The sequence below is a fragment of the Lacibacter sp. H375 genome, assembly GCF_037892425.1.
In the GTDB taxonomy this organism is placed as follows: domain Bacteria; phylum Bacteroidota; class Bacteroidia; order Chitinophagales; family Chitinophagaceae; genus Lacibacter.
On the sequence record NZ_JBBKTT010000001.1, the window covers coordinates 3,933,921 to 3,950,685 of the forward strand.

At 40.3% G+C, this 16,765-nt stretch carries 17 protein-coding genes; 12 read left to right on the forward strand and 5 right to left on the reverse strand.

Features of this window, described 5'->3' with window-relative positions; translation table 11 throughout:
* Positions 1 to 15: 15 nt before the first annotated feature.
* Positions 16 to 1,605 carry an OmpP1/FadL family transporter gene (locus WG954_RS16725; protein ID WP_340437886.1) on the reverse strand — a complete coding sequence of 530 codons (1,590 nt, stop codon included), beginning with the start codon at positions 1,603 to 1,605 and terminating at the stop codon, positions 16 to 18.
* 35 nt (positions 1,606 to 1,640) lie between these two features.
* On the reverse strand, positions 1,641 to 2,435 hold the full coding sequence (locus tag WG954_RS16730; protein WP_340437887.1) for a hypothetical protein: 795 nt from the start codon (positions 2,433 to 2,435) through the stop codon (positions 1,641 to 1,643).
* Positions 2,436 to 2,591: 156 nt separating this feature from the next.
* Here WG954_RS16730 and proS point away from each other — a divergent pair, with 156 nt between their 5' ends.
* The 5 genes from proS (at position 2,592) to WG954_RS16750 (ending at position 5,538) form a co-directional block, all read left to right on the forward strand.
* Positions 2,592 to 4,067 (forward strand): proline--tRNA ligase, encoded by a 1,476-nt coding sequence (gene proS / locus WG954_RS16735; protein WP_340437888.1) that lies wholly within the window; start codon positions 2,592 to 2,594, stop codon positions 4,065 to 4,067.
* Between the two features lie 91 nt (positions 4,068 to 4,158).
* On the forward strand, positions 4,159 to 4,497 hold the full coding sequence (locus WG954_RS21660) for a DUF2752 domain-containing protein (RefSeq protein WP_445298458.1): 339 nt from the start codon (positions 4,159 to 4,161) through the stop codon (positions 4,495 to 4,497).
* Positions 4,497 to 4,823, forward strand: coding sequence for a CCC motif membrane protein (locus WG954_RS16740; RefSeq protein WP_340437889.1), 327 nt, complete (start codon positions 4,497 to 4,499; stop codon positions 4,821 to 4,823). Before WG954_RS21660 ends, WG954_RS16740 begins: the two co-directional genes overlap by 1 nt.
* A 21-nt stretch (positions 4,824 to 4,844) precedes the next feature.
* Positions 4,845 to 5,153, forward strand: a complete 309-nt coding sequence (locus tag WG954_RS16745; protein WP_340437891.1) for a CCC motif membrane protein — start codon at positions 4,845 to 4,847, stop codon at positions 5,151 to 5,153.
* A gap of 31 nt (positions 5,154 to 5,184) precedes the next feature.
* Entirely contained in the window at positions 5,185 to 5,538 is a 354-nt protein-coding gene (locus tag WG954_RS16750) for a CCC motif membrane protein (RefSeq protein WP_340437892.1), read from the forward strand.
* Between the two features lie 45 nt (positions 5,539 to 5,583).
* On the opposite strand, the gene WG954_RS16755 is transcribed toward WG954_RS16750, so the two are convergent.
* On the reverse strand, positions 5,584 to 6,366 hold the full coding sequence (locus tag WG954_RS16755; RefSeq protein ID WP_340437893.1) for an RDD family protein: 783 nt from the start codon (positions 6,364 to 6,366) through the stop codon (positions 5,584 to 5,586).
* Positions 6,367 to 6,459: 93 nt separating this feature from the next.
* On the opposite strand from WG954_RS16755, the gene WG954_RS16760 reads away from it, so the two are divergent.
* The 5 genes from WG954_RS16760 (at position 6,460) to WG954_RS16780 (ending at position 11,927) form a co-directional block, all read left to right on the forward strand.
* Positions 6,460 to 7,467, forward strand: coding sequence for a stage II sporulation protein M (locus WG954_RS16760; protein ID WP_340437895.1), 1,008 nt, complete (start codon positions 6,460 to 6,462; stop codon positions 7,465 to 7,467).
* Positions 7,464 to 8,249 carry a DUF4129 domain-containing protein gene (locus tag WG954_RS16765; RefSeq protein ID WP_340437896.1) on the forward strand — a complete coding sequence of 262 codons (786 nt, stop codon included), beginning with the start codon at positions 7,464 to 7,466 and terminating at the stop codon, positions 8,247 to 8,249. Before WG954_RS16760 ends, WG954_RS16765 begins: the two co-directional genes overlap by 4 nt.
* Positions 8,246 to 9,463 (forward strand): DUF4350 domain-containing protein, encoded by a 1,218-nt coding sequence (locus tag WG954_RS16770; RefSeq protein WP_340437898.1) that lies wholly within the window; start codon positions 8,246 to 8,248, stop codon positions 9,461 to 9,463. Before WG954_RS16765 ends, WG954_RS16770 begins: the two co-directional genes overlap by 4 nt.
* A gap of 105 nt (positions 9,464 to 9,568) precedes the next feature.
* A complete protein-coding gene (locus WG954_RS16775; protein WP_340437899.1) occupies positions 9,569 to 10,546 on the forward strand; it encodes an AAA family ATPase in 978 nt (325 codons plus the stop codon).
* Position 10,547: 1 nt separating this feature from the next.
* A complete protein-coding gene (locus tag WG954_RS16780) occupies positions 10,548 to 11,927 on the forward strand; it encodes a DUF58 domain-containing protein (protein ID WP_340437901.1) in 1,380 nt (459 codons plus the stop codon).
* Between the two features lie 69 nt (positions 11,928 to 11,996).
* Here WG954_RS16780 and WG954_RS16785 read toward each other — a convergent pair whose 3' ends face one another.
* A complete protein-coding gene (locus WG954_RS16785) occupies positions 11,997 to 12,647 on the reverse strand; it encodes a DUF2238 domain-containing protein (RefSeq protein WP_340437902.1) in 651 nt (216 codons plus the stop codon).
* 122 nt (positions 12,648 to 12,769) lie between these two features.
* On the opposite strand from WG954_RS16785, the gene truB reads away from it, so the two are divergent.
* Entirely contained in the window at positions 12,770 to 13,477 is a 708-nt protein-coding gene (gene truB / locus WG954_RS16790) for a tRNA pseudouridine(55) synthase TruB (RefSeq protein ID WP_340437903.1), read from the forward strand.
* A 4-nt stretch (positions 13,478 to 13,481) separates the two neighbouring features.
* Here the strand turns inward: truB and WG954_RS16795 are convergent, their stop codons facing one another.
* Entirely contained in the window at positions 13,482 to 16,010 is a 2,529-nt protein-coding gene (locus WG954_RS16795) for a BamA/TamA family outer membrane protein (protein WP_340437905.1), read from the reverse strand.
* On the opposite strand from WG954_RS16795, the gene WG954_RS16800 reads away from it, so the two are divergent.
* Positions 15,988 to 16,728, forward strand: a complete 741-nt coding sequence (locus WG954_RS16800; protein ID WP_340437908.1) for a TrmH family RNA methyltransferase — start codon at positions 15,988 to 15,990, stop codon at positions 16,726 to 16,728. The genes WG954_RS16795 and WG954_RS16800 overlap by 23 nt on opposite strands.
* Positions 16,729 to 16,765: the final 37 nt, after the last annotated feature.

A 16,765-nucleotide genomic window follows, 5' to 3' on the forward strand; every position in this document is an offset into this window, starting at 1 on the left:
CAGAATATATCGTGTTTAAAACTTAAAGCCTACTGTTGCAATGATCTGTCCATTTGAAAGACTATTTTTTGCATAGGGATAAGAAGCATCGGTTAATGTGTAAGGCACATGAAAACCACGTCCGAAACTGTGCAGGTAAGCAAGATCAACAAAGAACCCTTTGTCACGGTAACCTACACCAAGACTCGGTGTCATACGCCAACCTTTTAATTCCTCACCAAATGTATCAGCAAAAAACTCTTTGTTGTAAGGGCTTCCCATAAAGTTAAAACCTGCACGCACCATCACTGTTTCAAATTTCAGTTCACCACCAATTCTTGCATTGATCGCCATCTTGTACATATCGTCAATTACATCATTCAATGAGTTGAAATATGCATCATCACCATTACCAGTACCTGAATTACTCTTGTAACTCATCATTTTGTAATCAACCAATTCAACATCACCTGTAATAAACGCTTTTTGCTTTGTTACATCACTGATCTCACGAAAAACATAAGAAAGACCGAGACCGGCTTTCCACGGTGTGATCATGCGGTAGCTGTACCTGTTCTCATCACCTTCAATTCCTGTAAGAATATTTACATCGCCTGTATTGTAGGTGTAAGTTGTGGGTTTACTTGGATCATTATTTACTTTCTTCGAATAGTTCTCAATTTTGCTGGTGATGGAAGCATTTGCATAATCTGTAAGTGTAATAATAGAAGGTGAGTGTATGGTTAAACCGATACGGAAATATTCAACCGGTTTAATAATGATGCCTCCCTTAGCATTAAAACCACCACCTCTGGTTCCAAGATTTTCAGTAAACGTGAAACTTTCAAAATCATTATCCGTATTACCTGTTCCATCTTTTTCAATAACAGTAGTTTTTCGATCATACTGTATAATTGGAATCCCTATTGTGATACCATATAAAAACTTTTCATTCAGGTTCCATGCCATTGCAGCTGCAACTTCACTCATGCCACCTTTTGTTTCGTAAGCAAAAGACTGATCAAGACTCTTACTGATATCGGCGTTTGTAAAAATGGAATTACCGTTTACATCAATAAGGTAAGATTCGTATGCCTGGCTTGCGCCCAGCGGAAAACGGCTACGAATATCATCAAACGAAGTATAGCCACTCCGTACAATTTCTTCAAGCCATTTTTCAGAATAAGAACTGTTTAAATTTTTCCCTCCATATGTAAACTTCGAATTGAAATTGGCTGATTGGTTTACTGCAAGGGAGAAAGTTGTATTTTTTAAATTGCTGCTGCGAAAGCGATTACCAAAACTAAATATAACACCACTCGTTCCTCCTGTGAATTTACTTTTAGTGCCTTTGGTGGTTAAATCGTTATAATCTGTTTTAAGCGAATTGAAATTAAAGCCCGGTGTAAGTACAATTTCATTTGTTTTGAATTGACCCAAACCTGCCGGGTTAATAAACGCTGAACTGATATCGCCACCAAGTGAAATATTAGTACTGCCAATTGATTGCAAACGGGCTGATCCTGCTGATGTTTGGTAAGAATAGCGTAGGGCATCAAATACATCCTGAGCAAAACTGAATTGGATAAAACACACAGCTATTCCTGTTATGAAAATTCTTTTCATATTACAATGTATTTCCTGAGAAATAAGGTCATGAATTAATTACGACGGCCGCCTGATGAGCTTCCACTTTTACTTGAAGAAGAGGAACCTGAAGACGAACTGTTGCTGCTGCTGTTTGAGCCACTGCTGAATGTTCTGCTGCTTCCGCCGGAAGAGCTTGAATTGTTGCTGTTGCCAAACAAGCGGCTGCTCGATTCCCTGCCTCCACTGTAAGAGTTGTTGTTACTTCCACCAAAGAAACCTGTACGTCTTGTTGAGTTGCTGTTGTTACCGTAGTAACGACTGCCACTGTTCGACGTTGAAGTTTTTCCGTAGTTGAAGTTAGTGCCGGCATTCGGGAAACGCTGAATCGGAGCCGAGTAGCGGATACCGGTGCTGTACTTCGGTGCGGCAGGGCCTGAAATAACGATCAGGTTATTGCTGCCGGGTATGCAGATAAAAGGAGAGTTCCAGCTGTTGTAGTAACCGCCATAACCGTGGGTATTCCATGCCCATGAGTTGTAAGGATTACTCCAGGTGTTCCAACCCCAGGTATTGTAAGGATTGTTCCATGTATTCCAGCCCCAGCTGTTATAACGTGGAGTGTTCCAGTAAATATCATCGTCAAAACGGAAACGTGGGTCACGGATCTGTTGGCGTAAACGACGGTCGTCTAAATTGCGATCATTGTAAGAAACTCGGTCATCTTCATCACGGTCAACCTGCACATAGGTTTCATTTACACGGCCGGGTGAATAATAAACGTCATCAGGAGTTTGTCCTGTGCGATAGGTGGCGCAGGAGGTCATTCCTGCAGCGATCAAACCGATAAGTAAAATTCTGGTTACCATGATGTTTTGAATTTGAGGTTTGTAATGTGAAGTTACTACTTTTGCAACTTCGTGTATAGCTCGTACTATATTTTAACAAATGACAAGCCACAGGCACATTTTCGTTGCGGGATGGCTGTTAAAGTAACTCTAAACAATACATAAAGGAACAGAACAATGGCTGAGGCAATTACTACCCGGGAGAAGGACTATTCGCAATGGTATAACGATCTTATTCTGAAAGGCGGTTTGGCCGATTATTCGGCTGTTCGTGGTTGCATGGTGATCAAGCCATATGGCTTTGCGCTTTGGGAAAACATGCGTGACCAGTTAGATAAGATGTTTAAAGAAACCGGGCATGTAAATGCGTACTTCCCGTTGTTTATCCCCAAGAGCTTTTTGAGTAAAGAAGCCGCACATGTGGAAGGTTTTGCCAAGGAATGTGCGGTGGTAACACATTATCGTTTGAAGAATGATCCAAACGGCGGTGGCATTGTGGTGGATCCTGATGCTAAGCTGGAAGAAGAACTGATCGTTCGCCCAACATCTGAAACAATTATCTGGAATACATACAAAGACTGGATCCAATCTTACCGTGATCTTCCATTGCTCATCAACCAGTGGGCCAATGTGGTTCGTTGGGAAATGCGTACCCGTTTGTTTTTGCGTACTGCTGAGTTTCTATGGCAGGAAGGTCATACCGCTCATGCAACGGCAGAAGAAGCAGTTGTTGAAACAAAGAAGATGCTGGATGTGTATGCCGAGTTTGCAGAAGAGTGGATGGCAGTACCTGTGATAAAAGGTGTAAAAACGCCCAATGAGCGTTTTGCCGGAGCTGAAGACACGTATTGCATAGAAGCATTGATGCAGGATGGCAAAGCGTTGCAGGCTGGTACGTCGCATTTCCTCGGGCAGAACTTTGCCAAGGCATTTGATGTGAAGTTCAGTAATAAACAAAACGAACTGGAATATGTGTGGGCTACCAGTTGGGGCGTAAGTACAAGATTGATCGGTGGATTGGTGATGGCGCATAGCGACGACCAGGGGTTGATCCTTCCTCCCAAGATCGCTCCGTTACAGGTGGTGATCGTACCTATTCATAAAGGTGAAGAACAATTGAATGCGATCACTGAAAAAGTGAACGTGCTGACTGCAGAATTAAAAGCATTGGGTGTTCGTGTAAAATATGATAACAGTGATAATGCAAGACCAGGCTGGAAATTTGCGGAGCATGAATTGAAAGGTGTACCTATACGTGTTGCAATTGGTGGGCGTGACCTGGAGAACAATACTGCTGAAGTTGCCCGTCGTGATGAAAAAACAAAATCTACAGTAGGCATGGATGGCTTGGGTAAATACCTGCATGCATTGCTTGACGAGATACAGCAGAACATGTTCAACAAAGCAAAAGCATTTCGTGACAGTCACATCACAAAAGTTGACACATGGGATGAGTTTATTTCAACTTTGGAAAAGAAAGGCGGATTTGTTTCAGCACATTGGGATGGCACAGCAGAAACTGAAGAAGAGATCAAAACAAAAACAAAAGCAACCATCCGATGTATTCCTTTGAATAATGAACAGGAAGAAGGGAAGTGTATTCTTACCGGCAAACCATCAAAGGAAAGAGTATTGTTTGCGTTGGCGTATTAAGATTTCACACAACTATAAAACGGAAAGCATGGCTGTTACGGTCATGCTTTTTTGATTTGAAAATATTCCCGGCGCATTGTATGTTTGGAGAATGCAAACATTTCTTTTAACCAGCTTTTATGCCGAAGCCGTTTTATGGCTGGAAAGAAATTTGCTGACCTGCCCAAGTAAAAAATTTCTGCATATTGAATGCCCCGGTTGCGGTATGCAACGAAGCTTTATTGCTTTAATGAAAGGCGATTTTGCAGGCAGCTTTGAATTATACCCCGCAGCTATTCCCATGCTGTTACTTTTTTGTTTCCTGCTGCTGCATTTATTCTTGAAGTTTAAGAACGGCGGAAAAATCCTCATGATACTATACATTTTTTGTGCAACAATTATTGCTGTACATTATATTTACAAAATTGCGACTCACCAAAACTTAACTTAATGGAACAAAATCAGCCCGACTATTTGACCCCGAACCCTCACCAAGTATTACCATCCTTACCCAATGCAACAGCAGTATTAGTATTAGGTATTTTATCAATTGTTGTTTGTTTTATTACAGGAATTATTGCATTGGTACTTGCCAACAAAGATCTGGCCTTGTATAATGCCAATCCCGGTGCTTACAGCTCATCTTCACTAAGCAATATTAAAACCGGTAAAATTTGTGCCATTGTTGGTATTTGTTTGCAGCTGGTAGGACTTATTATTTATATCATTTTCATTGTAGCTATATTTTCAAGTATACCTTCAAACGAATTCAGATAATTTATAACCAAAACCATCAAAATGGAGCAATCGCAACAACCACAATTTCAGCAACCCTTGCCTAACGCTACGGCCGTACTTGTGTTAGGAATTCTTTCAATTGTTGTTTGTTTTATCACCGGAATTATTGCATTGGTGATGTCGAAAAAAGACATGGCACTTTATGCTGCTAATCCCGGAGCTTACACAGAAGCATCTTATAGGAATTTGAAGGCCGGACGTATTTGCGCAATTATTGGAATCGTGCTGCAGTGCCTGGGCATTCTTTTTTATATTCTTATGGCTGTAATTTTTGTAGGTGCTATAGGTGCATCTGGAGGATTTAATTAGTCCATTCATAACCATAAAACCAACTTTAAACATGGATCAACTTCAGCAACAACCACAGCAACCTTTGCCAAATGCAACAGGTGTGCTTGTACTTGGTATTTTATCAATTGTACTTTGTTTGTGTTACGGTATTATCGGTCTTATCCTTGGTATTATAGCACTCGTTCTTGCAGCTAAGAGTAAAAAACTTTATGCCGATGCTCCGGAGTTATACACACAAGCCAGTTATAAGAACGTAAATGCAGGCAGAATATGTGCCATTATTGGCGTTATTCTATCGGTAATTTATATCGCTTATGTGATTTTCATCATCAGCGTTGTTGGTTTCGAAAACCTCGGCAACCCAACAGAAATGATGCGAAGAATACAGGAATTACAAAAATAAAATGTTGGTAATTTTAAAAAGCCGCTTCAGTTGAAGCGGCTTTTTTTATTCTTTTGTTGCGAGGTAATTATAATCGGCGATCAACTGTTGAAGAAACATATCTACTTCCATGTCTGTTTCTATCTGCAGAACAGTTTTGATTCGCCCGGCAATGCGATGAGCTGTTTCAAAATTGTTGCGCTTATACGTATCATTCAACACTGTTTTAATGGTATTGATATCACGGTCACTCAATTTCAACACCTGGGGAAACTTTACGATATAATCTTTCTGGGTAATTTCCATGAACACCGTGTCATGAATGGAACTTTGGATACGTGTATTTACAATTACCGTGTTGGCAGCAAGATCACCTAAGCGTTGATTATTGGCAGTAACAGCAATAATGATGATGACAATAACACCAAACATTCCAACAAAGATCAATTGCAAAAGGATCCAGAAACCGGGATAGACGAATGAAAATACCAATGGCCATTCCCAAACACGAAAGAACCAGCGCAAAAGGTATTGACTGATGGTAGGGTCCCCGCCATCCAAACTCATTACACGAATACCCATTGCCATTTTTCCAAGGCTCTGCCCATGAAAAAGAATTTCGAACACAGGATGATAGAGCAGGAGCGGAACGGATATCGCAAGAATATCAACCCCTGTCGCAAAACTTCCTTCCAGCCTTACACCATCATATAATACAAAACGCATAAACATGGCATAAGCCACCATGATCATCAAATCAAGAAAATATGCCAGCAACCGCTTGAAGAAAGGAGCAATTTCAAATTCAAGTGAAATATTAAAGGGTGTGCTGATCTGTACGTTTGACATGCGGTTATTTCTGGTTGTAAAATAAAGGAATAATTTCTTCCACAGTTGGCTGTAATTAAAAATTACTTGGTATTTTCAATTTTCTGACTCACTATGAGAGAAGCACTTTTTATCAAGAAGAATGCGCAGAAGTGGAATGAATACCAATATCTGCAAACCGAAGACCCTGATCAGATGGCGGACCGTTTCATTACCCTGCTTGATGACCTGAGTTACGCTAAAACATTTTACCCTCATAGTAAAGTTACCCGTTGGATCAACAGCCTTGCTGTAAGTATTTATCAAACCATTTATCAAAACAGGAAACAACGGTTTTCACGCCTTATTACATTTTGGCAGTATGAATTGCCGCTCATGTTCCGAAAACATCACAAGATGTTTTTATATACATTCCTGTTTTTTGTGCTGTTGTTCGCAATGGGTGTCCTTTCTTCCATGAAAGATGATCAGTTTGTAAAAGGTGTGTTGGGTGAAGATTATGTTGCGATGACGGAAGAGAATATTGAGAAAGGCGATCCGTTTGGTGTGTACGGCAGCGAAAGCAGGTTTGCGATGTGGGTGCTCATAGCGTATAACAATATTAAAGTTGGTTTCCTGATGGTGGCGGGAGGTATCTTGTTTGGTATCGGCACATTGTATGTGTTTTTTACAAACAGCATTATGATCGGAAGCTTTCAATACATGTTCTTTGCAAAAGGATTAGGTTGGCAAAGTGTATTGGTGATCTGGATACATGGCACACTTGAAATAGCAGGAATGATCATTGAAGCATGTGCAGGTTTTGTACTGGCAAGAAGTATTTTATTTCCCGGCACATTTACTAGATGGGTTTCGTTTAAACGTGGTGTGAAAGATGCCATGAAAATTTGTGTAAGTCTTATTCCCATTACCATACTTGCCGCCTTTCTTGAAAGTTATATCACACGACTCAGCTCAAATGCGTTTGATAAAACCACGAATACTTCATTACCGGTACCAATAAGTATCAGCATACTGGCCGTATCTTTTTTGTTTATTCTCTGGTACTTTGTGATCTATCCTATACGTTTAGAAAAAAGAATAAAAACCGATCCTGCGTTTGCAGAAAAAATCCTTGCATGAGAAAATGCTTCCCTTATTTACTCTTGTTCGTAATGCTGATTACTTTTTTAAGTAACCCGGCAAAATTGCGTGCACAGGTAACGGTGGATAGCAGCGTGCAGGTAATGGAAGAAACAGTTGACGATGAATATGAAGAGGATGAAGAAACAGAAGTGTTCGATACTACACTACATCGCTCAGCATGGATTTATTCTTATGATAGTGTACGGTCATTAAGATCGCAGAAAGAATTTGAGTACATGAAAAACCTGGATAGCCTGTTGAGAAAACGACAGGATTTGTTATTGAAAGAAGAGAAGAAGCAAAGAGGTAAACGAACGGTAAATATTTTTCCATTTATCGAAGTATTGTTATGGACGCTTCTTATTGGTGCGTTGTTATTTGTGCTTTATCGTGTTTTTCTTTCAGACCGTGGTTTATTTGCATCTCCACTGCGGAATAAAAAATTACAGGTTGAAGAAGAGAAATTTACTGATGATGTATACCTCGATCAACAATTACAACAGGCGATAAAAGATGGCAACTATCGCCTGGGTATTCGTTATCTCTACCTGCAATCTCTCAATAAACTTTCTGAAAGAGGTTGGCTGCAGCTTTCGCCCGACAAAACAAACTATCAATACGTTCGTGAACTGGCAAAGCCACAACTGAAGAACACATTTTCACGCATTACACTTCATTATGAATATGCATGGTATGGCGATTTTCCAATTGAGCAAAATGTATTTGAACCAATAAAAAAGGAGTTTGAACAATTCCATCAAACCATTAAACAAAGTTGAGTAGTCTCTTACGATATTGTTTGTATGCCTGTTTCTTCAGCTTGCTTATTGCATGTGGTGGAAAAGACCAAGTAAAGTTGCCCGATATGCGGCACAGCTATTCTAAAAACAGCAAGAAACCGTTTGGCACCTATACTTCACACAGTATGTTTCGCAGTAAATATCGTTACTCACATATTGAAGTACTCAACAAACCATTTTACGACAATCTTGAGTATCCACTTGGCAGCCAACAAAGTTTATATGCTGTAATCAGCAGAAGTGTTTACTTAAACGATAGAGACAGGGATGCCATTCTTGAATATGCAGCCAAAGGCAACCAGGTATTTATATCGGCTGAATATGTTGATGCACAGTTGTTGGATACGTTAGATCTCGATGTAGAATATGTTGCCATGAATAGCCTGTTTCAACAACAGGTTGATACCGTTGGACCCATGCGTTATACGTCGGCATCTGTTCATCAGCAGGATTCAATGAAAGCTGCGTTATATGGTTACTTTTATTTTCCTTTTGAAGCGCATTTTGTTCGCCCCGACGAAAGCAATGCGGTTGTGCTTGGCAGAAACGACGAAGGAAGTCCTAACTACATTTCGGTAGTGCATGGCAACGGTCGTCTTTTCTTTCATCTCAATCCCGAAGCATTCAGCAACTATTACCTGTTGAGTGATCAGAATAAAAAATATGCAGAAGAAGTTTTCAGTTATTTACCTGCAGAGCGGAAAACAGTTTATTGGGATGATTATTATCGCATTGGTCGTTCACCCAATAAAGATTTTTCATTGTTTGATGTATTTCTTGCAAACGAAAGTTTGAAATGGGGATTATTTATGGCGCTGTTACTGTTGATCCTGTACATTGCCTTTGCAAGTAAACGCAGGCAACGTGCAATACCAATAAAACCTGTTAACAGCAACGCAAGCATTTCGTTTGTAGAAACTATCGGCCGGCTTTACCTGCAGAAAAAAGACAACCAGAATATTGCACATAAGATGACCACGTATTTTCTTGAGCACATCCGTACAAAGTATTATCTCAACACAGCGCATCTTAATGCAGAATTCTTTTCATCACTTTCACGCAAGAGTGGGGTAGATGAAACGGAAGTAAAACAGTTTTTTCAATTCATTCAGCAATTACAGGAATCATACGAGGTTACTGATGTTCAATTGCTGGAATACAATAACCGAATGCAACAATTCTTAAAACAATAAACACAAGTAAGAAATACAAAGCACGAGATACCTTGGCGTACTTCTAACTTCGTACCTCGTGCTCAAATTAGGTTGAACAGACATAAAACATAAATAAAGCTTTTCATGGAAAATCAATTTTTTGAACAACGCACCGATCTTTCGCAACTCAACAATGCTATTGCTACTATTCGGGAGGCAGTAGGAAAGGTAATTGTAGGGCAGGAGCAAATGCTGGAGTTGATGATCGCCGGCATACTTGCCGATGGACATATCCTGATCGAAGGTGTGCCCGGTGTTGCAAAAACTTTATCTGCAAAGCTGATGGCTAAACTGATCGATGCGAATTTTTCACGTATCCAGTTTACTCCCGATCTGATGCCGAGTGATGTATTAGGTACTTCTGTTTTTAATCCGAAAGAAGCAAGCTTTCAATTCAAAGCTGGTCCCTTGTTCAGCAATATTGTGTTGATCGATGAAATTAACCGTGCACCCGCAAAAACACAATCGGCTTTGTTTGAGGTAATGGAAGAACGGCAGGTTACTGTTGATGGAACAACTTACCAAATGAGTGTGCCGTTTATGGTATTGGCCACGCAAAATCCGGTTGACCAGGAAGGAACTTATCGTTTACCCGAAGCACAGCTTGATCGCTTCCTTTTTAAAATTGAAGTAGGTTATCCATCGCTTGAAGAAGAAGTGATCATTCTCAGTAATCAACACCAGGCCGATAACCGTTTCCTGTTGAACGAGGTTACAAAAATATTGTCTGCATCTGATATTGCACAATACAGGGAAACCATCCGCAGTATTGTAGTGGAACAAAAGCTGCTGGAGTTTATTGCACGTATTGTGCATGAAACTCGGAACAATCCTTCCTTATTCCTTGGTGCATCACCACGTGCTTCTTTAGCCATTGTAAAAGCATCAAAAGCATTTGCGGCTATGCGTGGGCGTGATTTTATTACACCGGAAGATATTATTGAAGTAACACCGCATGTATTGCGTCACCGTATTATTCTTACACCTGAAAAAGAAATGGAAGGTATTACGGCTGATGAATTAGTTGACCGTATCATTAAATCATTGGAGGTACCACGCTAAGATGTTCTGGCTGTTTTTACTTTCAGGCGCAGCTATTTATCTGCTTGCACACTTTGTGTTGAAGTCGCTGTATTTCAGTACACGCTTCTTTCAATTGCTGGCTGTGAACATTGCATTGTTCCTTCTGGCTTACTTTTTCCCTGAACTGGAAACACCGGCAAAATTATTTTGTCTTTTGTTATCGATTGCCTTTGCTGCGGATGTCTTTTTTCTGTTTGCCATCAATCGTAAACCAATCATTGAACGTGATCTGCCTGAACGTTTAAGCAATGGTGATAATAATCCTGTTCATATTCAATTGCAGAATCTTTATCCCTTTCCTGTAAAGGCAGAAGTGATCGATGAATTGCCCATGCAGTTTCAGCAAAGGGACTTCTCCATGAAATTGAAATTGAAAGCCGGTGAGAATCGTGAGCTGATCTATTATCTCCGACCAACAGAACGGGGAGAATATCATTTTGGCAAAGTGCAGTTATTTGTACGATCCCTACTTGGTTTTGTTGAACGTAGATTTATTGGTGCAGAAAATGTGATGGTGCCGGTGTATCCATCATTCATTCGCATGCGTCAATATCAATTGCATGCAGAAGCTGCACAAACAAAAGAAAGCGGCAACAGGCGTTTGCGTAAGATCGGTCATAGTATGGAGTTTGAACAAGTGAAAGAATATGTGCAGGGTGATGATGTGCGTACACTCAACTGGAAAGCAACAGCTCGTAAAGGTTCCCTTATGGTGAATTCTTATACCGATGAAAAAAGTCAACAGGTATATTGTGTGATCGATAAAGGCAGGTTGATGAAAATGCCGTTCAATGATCTGACATTACTGGATCACGCAGTGAATGCAAGCCTGGTGATGTGCAATGTGGCATTGCACCGGCAGGATAAGTTTGGTTTGATGACCTTTAGCAATAAGATGGGATCGGTGTTAGCAGCAGATCGCAAACCGGTACAGTTGGAAAAAGTATTGCAGCTGCTCTACAATCAACAGACAGCCTTCCTCGAATCTGATTTCGAATTATTGTACACACGGGTACGGGCAACCGTGAAGCAACGCAGCTTAATTATTCTCTTTACGAATTTTGAATCACTGGCCGGTATGCAAAGGCAGATGCAATACCTGAAACGTATTGCCAAATATCATTTGTTGTTAATTGTTTTCTTTGAGAATACCGAGTTGAAAGAAGTAGCAGGACAGGAGGTAATTGACATTGAAGACCTCTATGTAAAAACCATTGCAGGAAAATACATGCATGAAAAACAACTCATCGTAAAAGAATTGCAGAATGCAGGTATTCTCAGTATTCTTTCCGCACCTGAACACGTAACGGTGAACACCATCAACAAATATATTGAGATAAAGACTAGACAAGCGATTTAAAGAAGTAAGTGGCACGAAGTACACACTCGTTGGTACGGATGCAGACCCCAGACGCAAAAGCACAACCGCTTAGTCCTTTTCATAAATATTAAAGATCCGTTTCACAGCCGATACGATTGTTGTGGCAAGTATTGCTCCCGAAAAAGCAAGGAAAATATCTTTCTGTGCATCCCAGATATCTCCTTGGGTTCCCAAGTATGCATCACCTTGGGCTTTAAAGAAAATATCAGCAACCGCCCATTCGATCAATTCATAAAAAGCACTTATTGATAAGGTGATTTCAATTGGCAATATCCAGGAAACAAGCTTTGGATATTTCAACCACTTCAAAAACATTTCACGCATGGGGTATGCAAGTAAAAATCCAAAGCTGAAGTGAACGATACGATCGTAGTTGTTACGCTTCGCATCAAACACATCCTGCAAATAATAACCCAGTGGATTTTCGGCATATGTGTACTTTGAACCATACACATGCAGACACATGTAAATACAAACTAACAGGTAAGTAAGATCACTGAACTGAAAGCGTTTAAATGTTACGATCAGAAATATCAGGAAGAGAAAGGTCAATGTATTTTCGAGCAACCAGTTGCTCATATCTGTTGTTCCGAGATAGGTATTAATCCACACAGCGGAGAAAACAGAAACAAAAATCCATAACCAGTAATTTTTTGCCAGTGGTGTTCTGCTGTTGGATATTGCAATTGTAAAAGCCATAAAGCAAGTGTGATTTTGGTATGAGTTGTAAAAATATGCATTTGACAGTTTTAAAACCCAATAATAGAAGTCACAATCACCACATCATCACTTCAGTCAAGTCCATTACCTTTGCCCACTACATGAAACAGGAAGAACCAACAATTTTCACCGAAGGACAGGTAATATTGGTAGATAAGCCATTAGAATGGACATCACACGATGTGGTGGCAAAAGTGCGTAATGCCATCAAAATAAAAAAAGTAGGTCATGCGGGCACGCTTGATCCGTTAGCAACAGGTTTACTCATTCTTTGCACAGGCAAATTTACCAAACGCATCAACGAATACCAGGCTCGTGAAAAAGAATATACCGGCACATTTACCATTGGTGCTGTTACTCCAACGTATGATCTTGAAAGCGAACCCGAGCAATTCAACGACTACTCATTTGTAACACCTGAACTCATCTATGAAACAACAAAACAATTCATAGGTGATATTATGCAGGTGCCGCCTACACACTCTGCCATTAAACGTGATGGTAAACCTGTATACTTATTGGCAAGAAAAGGAGTGGATGTGGTACTTGAACCAAGACCATTGCACATTAAAGAATTTGAGATCACAAAAATTGAACTCCCTGTTTTGCATTTTCGTGTAGTGTGTTCAACGGGAACATACATCCGCAGTCTTGCACATGATTATGGTAAAGCATTAGGTTGCGGCGCTCACCTCAGCAGTTTAAGACGCACACGCATCGGCGAGTTCACAACAGAAGAAGCAAGAACATTACCTGAAACATTAGAATGGATAAAAGAAGTAAAAGCAGCAATGCCGCCAACTGAATAAGTAACTACCATTGGAACGGGTAACCAATACCCAGTGAAATATTGATATTTTCATAACGCCAGGTACGTGCTTCTGTTGAACGGCTGAAAAGGTTTTCAACATCGTTTAAACGGGGGAAATTCCAACCGGCATCCGTTGCAACAAACGGGTAAGCAGGGTTCTTTAAACGATAACCAATATCAACACGAATAAGAAAGAGCCCAACAAAATCTAAACGAAAACCTGTACCCACACTCACACTCATATCACGGTAAAGGTTTTTTACTTTAAACACTACTGTGTCGTTACCAATATTACTTTTATTCCTGAAGTTCCACACGTTGCCAATGTCAGTAAACAACGCACCACGAAGAATTAATGTGTTGGGCCAGATGCTTAAGATATTATAACGGTATTCAACATTTGCTTCAAGGATCATATCACCTGAGCGACTGAAGAACTGGTTCCTTCCTGTTCTTACATCAGCAACACTTGCACCAGGACCAATACTTCTTAATGGCCAAGCACGCATACTGTTAGGACCTCCGCCTGCATACTGTTTAAAGAAAGGCATGCTCGATGTATCGTTGTCATACAAAAATCCTGCCCCTGCTGCTGCACGAAACACCCAACGTTCCTGTTTTGTTGCCGGACTTATTATCTGGTATTTAAATTCAGCATCGCCTTTTACATACTCAAACAATTCTTCATCAAACAAATTGATGGCGTTTTTTAAACGACCGGCCAATGCACCTGATTCTTCGAAATTGAGACGTAAAGCAGAAAGATGATTTTGCTTTTTCCGGTTTTGGAATCGTTTAGTATAGTTAATACTTGCAGCGCCTAAACCCAATACAAAACCCTGATTAAAAGAGTTACGCAGAAACACGTTATTGGCCAGCTGATCTTTGAATGATTGTGAAAGATCATACAATTTTACATACTCCACATTCACAGGACTAACCCGCCAGATCGCATTATTGGGCGTTTGAAACTGCCAGCCAAATGTTGAGCTTGCCGTTGTGAGAGCAAACAAACCATTCTGATTAATATTCCTGTCAATAAAAGAAATAGAAGAGGTGAGGAATGTTTTACGGTTCAACCATCTTCTGCTTTTACGTGTAAATAACCATGATGGAATACGTGGTGAGCTGATCGAATTACTATACGTTAATTCTGTTGCCTGTAAACCTGAGTTAATAGGAGGCAGGCCCAATTCAACACCTGCACGTAAGGTATTGTTCATTTGAATACCTTGCTTGGCTATATTCCTGTCTTGTAAACCAACTGTTACGCCAAAACCAACAAGATTACCCGCAGTGGTTAATCCCGATTGCACCTGGTTAAATACGCTCTCCACATTTGCACTAAATGTAAAACGTTTATAAGGGATCATGAACACATCATAGTCAATAGCATTTGAATCCTCAGGAACAAGTTTGGGTTGTATCCTGATCACCTGCCATACATTCAACTTGTTTAATTCATCAGCCGTTTGATTCAGTTTTAATGAACTGAACAAGCTATCGGTACGTAACCGAAGATTACGGCGTATGAATGCAGGTTTGAATTTTCCTTCCTGGAAACGGACGCTAATATTATTTCTTACACTATCAATATATTTGACTGAATCAATGTTATCGCCTCCTTTGTATTCAGGATAAACCACAATATTGCGGTTATAAAATTGCCGGAAGATGGAATCTTTCAGTTTAGGTTTGGTGCGTATATAAACATTGATCAACGGATTCTTTCTGCGTTCCTGCGCTTCCTGGAATACTTCAAACTGTCGGATAGGATCAAGTGCCAGGCTTGGATCAAGCAATGCAAGGAAGGTTGTATCCACATCTGCATAGATGGCATCACGGTTCATGTTGTAATAACCATTGTTGCGATATAACTCAATTAGCCTGTTCATTTCTCTCGATATCAACTCTTCGCTAAAAGCCATTCCCTTGCGCAAAAATGTTTGCGAACTGTTTTGATCAGTGAGCTCCTTGATAGGTAAGATCTGCGTGCGGTTTGAATCGTTGGGAATAAGGGCTATAGAATCGATACGAAATACAGGTCCTGTGTTTACTGTGAATTTAGTAGCAGCTCTTATCTGCAAACGCTCCGGATCTTCTTTGTGAACAGAGTCGATATACGTTGTGTCAACAGTTACCTTCCCGTTATAATAGCCCATTGTTTTCAAATAGATCTGCATGTTACGGGCGCTCTGATTGGCATAAGTAGTATCAAACACGGGAGGATTTTCAATACGTTTGAATATCAACCAGCGTTGTCGTACGATCACTCGCATGCTGTCATCGAGTTGTGTTTCCAAACCTCCTTTCAGCAAGGTGAGTGAATCTTTACTAAGATTGTTATTAACTACATTTATTTGGTTAGAATAAACAAAAGGCCTGCCTTTTGGAAATTTCTTTACTTTAAGTAATAATTTTGAATTGCAGGAACTAAGCACCGAGAGTACTGCCAAACAGGTAAATATGGTAATGGTTAACCGGGTGAAGCTCATAAAATAATGATCGATGCTCAGTAAAAATGAAGTCAAATATATCCAAAGTTTAGGCCATAAAAAAAGAAGGGATGAAGAACGGCTCTTTTTAATGGAAGGAAGCAAGATAGTGGCAGAGCTTTTAGCGAATTATCCCTCACAGATTGTGCGGTTATACGCCACCGAAACATTCTTCAATCAACATACTTCAGCAAAGCAAATTCAGCAACATCACATTATTTCGGAAGATGAACTGGCCCGTATTTCGCAATTACAGACACCGAACCAAGCGCTGGCGTTGGTGAATTATTTTCCAACTGACGAAATCGTGCTACCCGCAACTGAATGGATACTGGCATTAGACGGCATCCGTGATCCCGGCAACATGGGCACCATTATCCGACTGGCTGATTGGTTTGGAATACGAACCGTTATCTGTTCGCCGGATAGTGCTGATATCTATAATCCGAAAGTAGTGCAGGCAACAATGGGCAGCATTATGCGTGTTACTATTGTTGAAAAGGAGTTGGGTGGTTTTCTTAAAGATCAACAATTGCCGGTTGTTGGCGCAGTACTTGGAGGCAAAGAACTTTCATCATTTGGATTTCCAAAAGCTGGCATATTAGTAATTGGAAATGAATCGAACGGTATACGTGAAGATGTGATGGCTTTGCTTACAGATAAACTCATGATTCCACGCTTTGGTGAAGCAGAATCATTGAATGCTGCTATTGCAACAAGTATTTTCTTGTGGGAGTTGAAGCGGGCAAGGTAGAGTGGCAGATGACACAGATCGGAACGATTTGCACAGA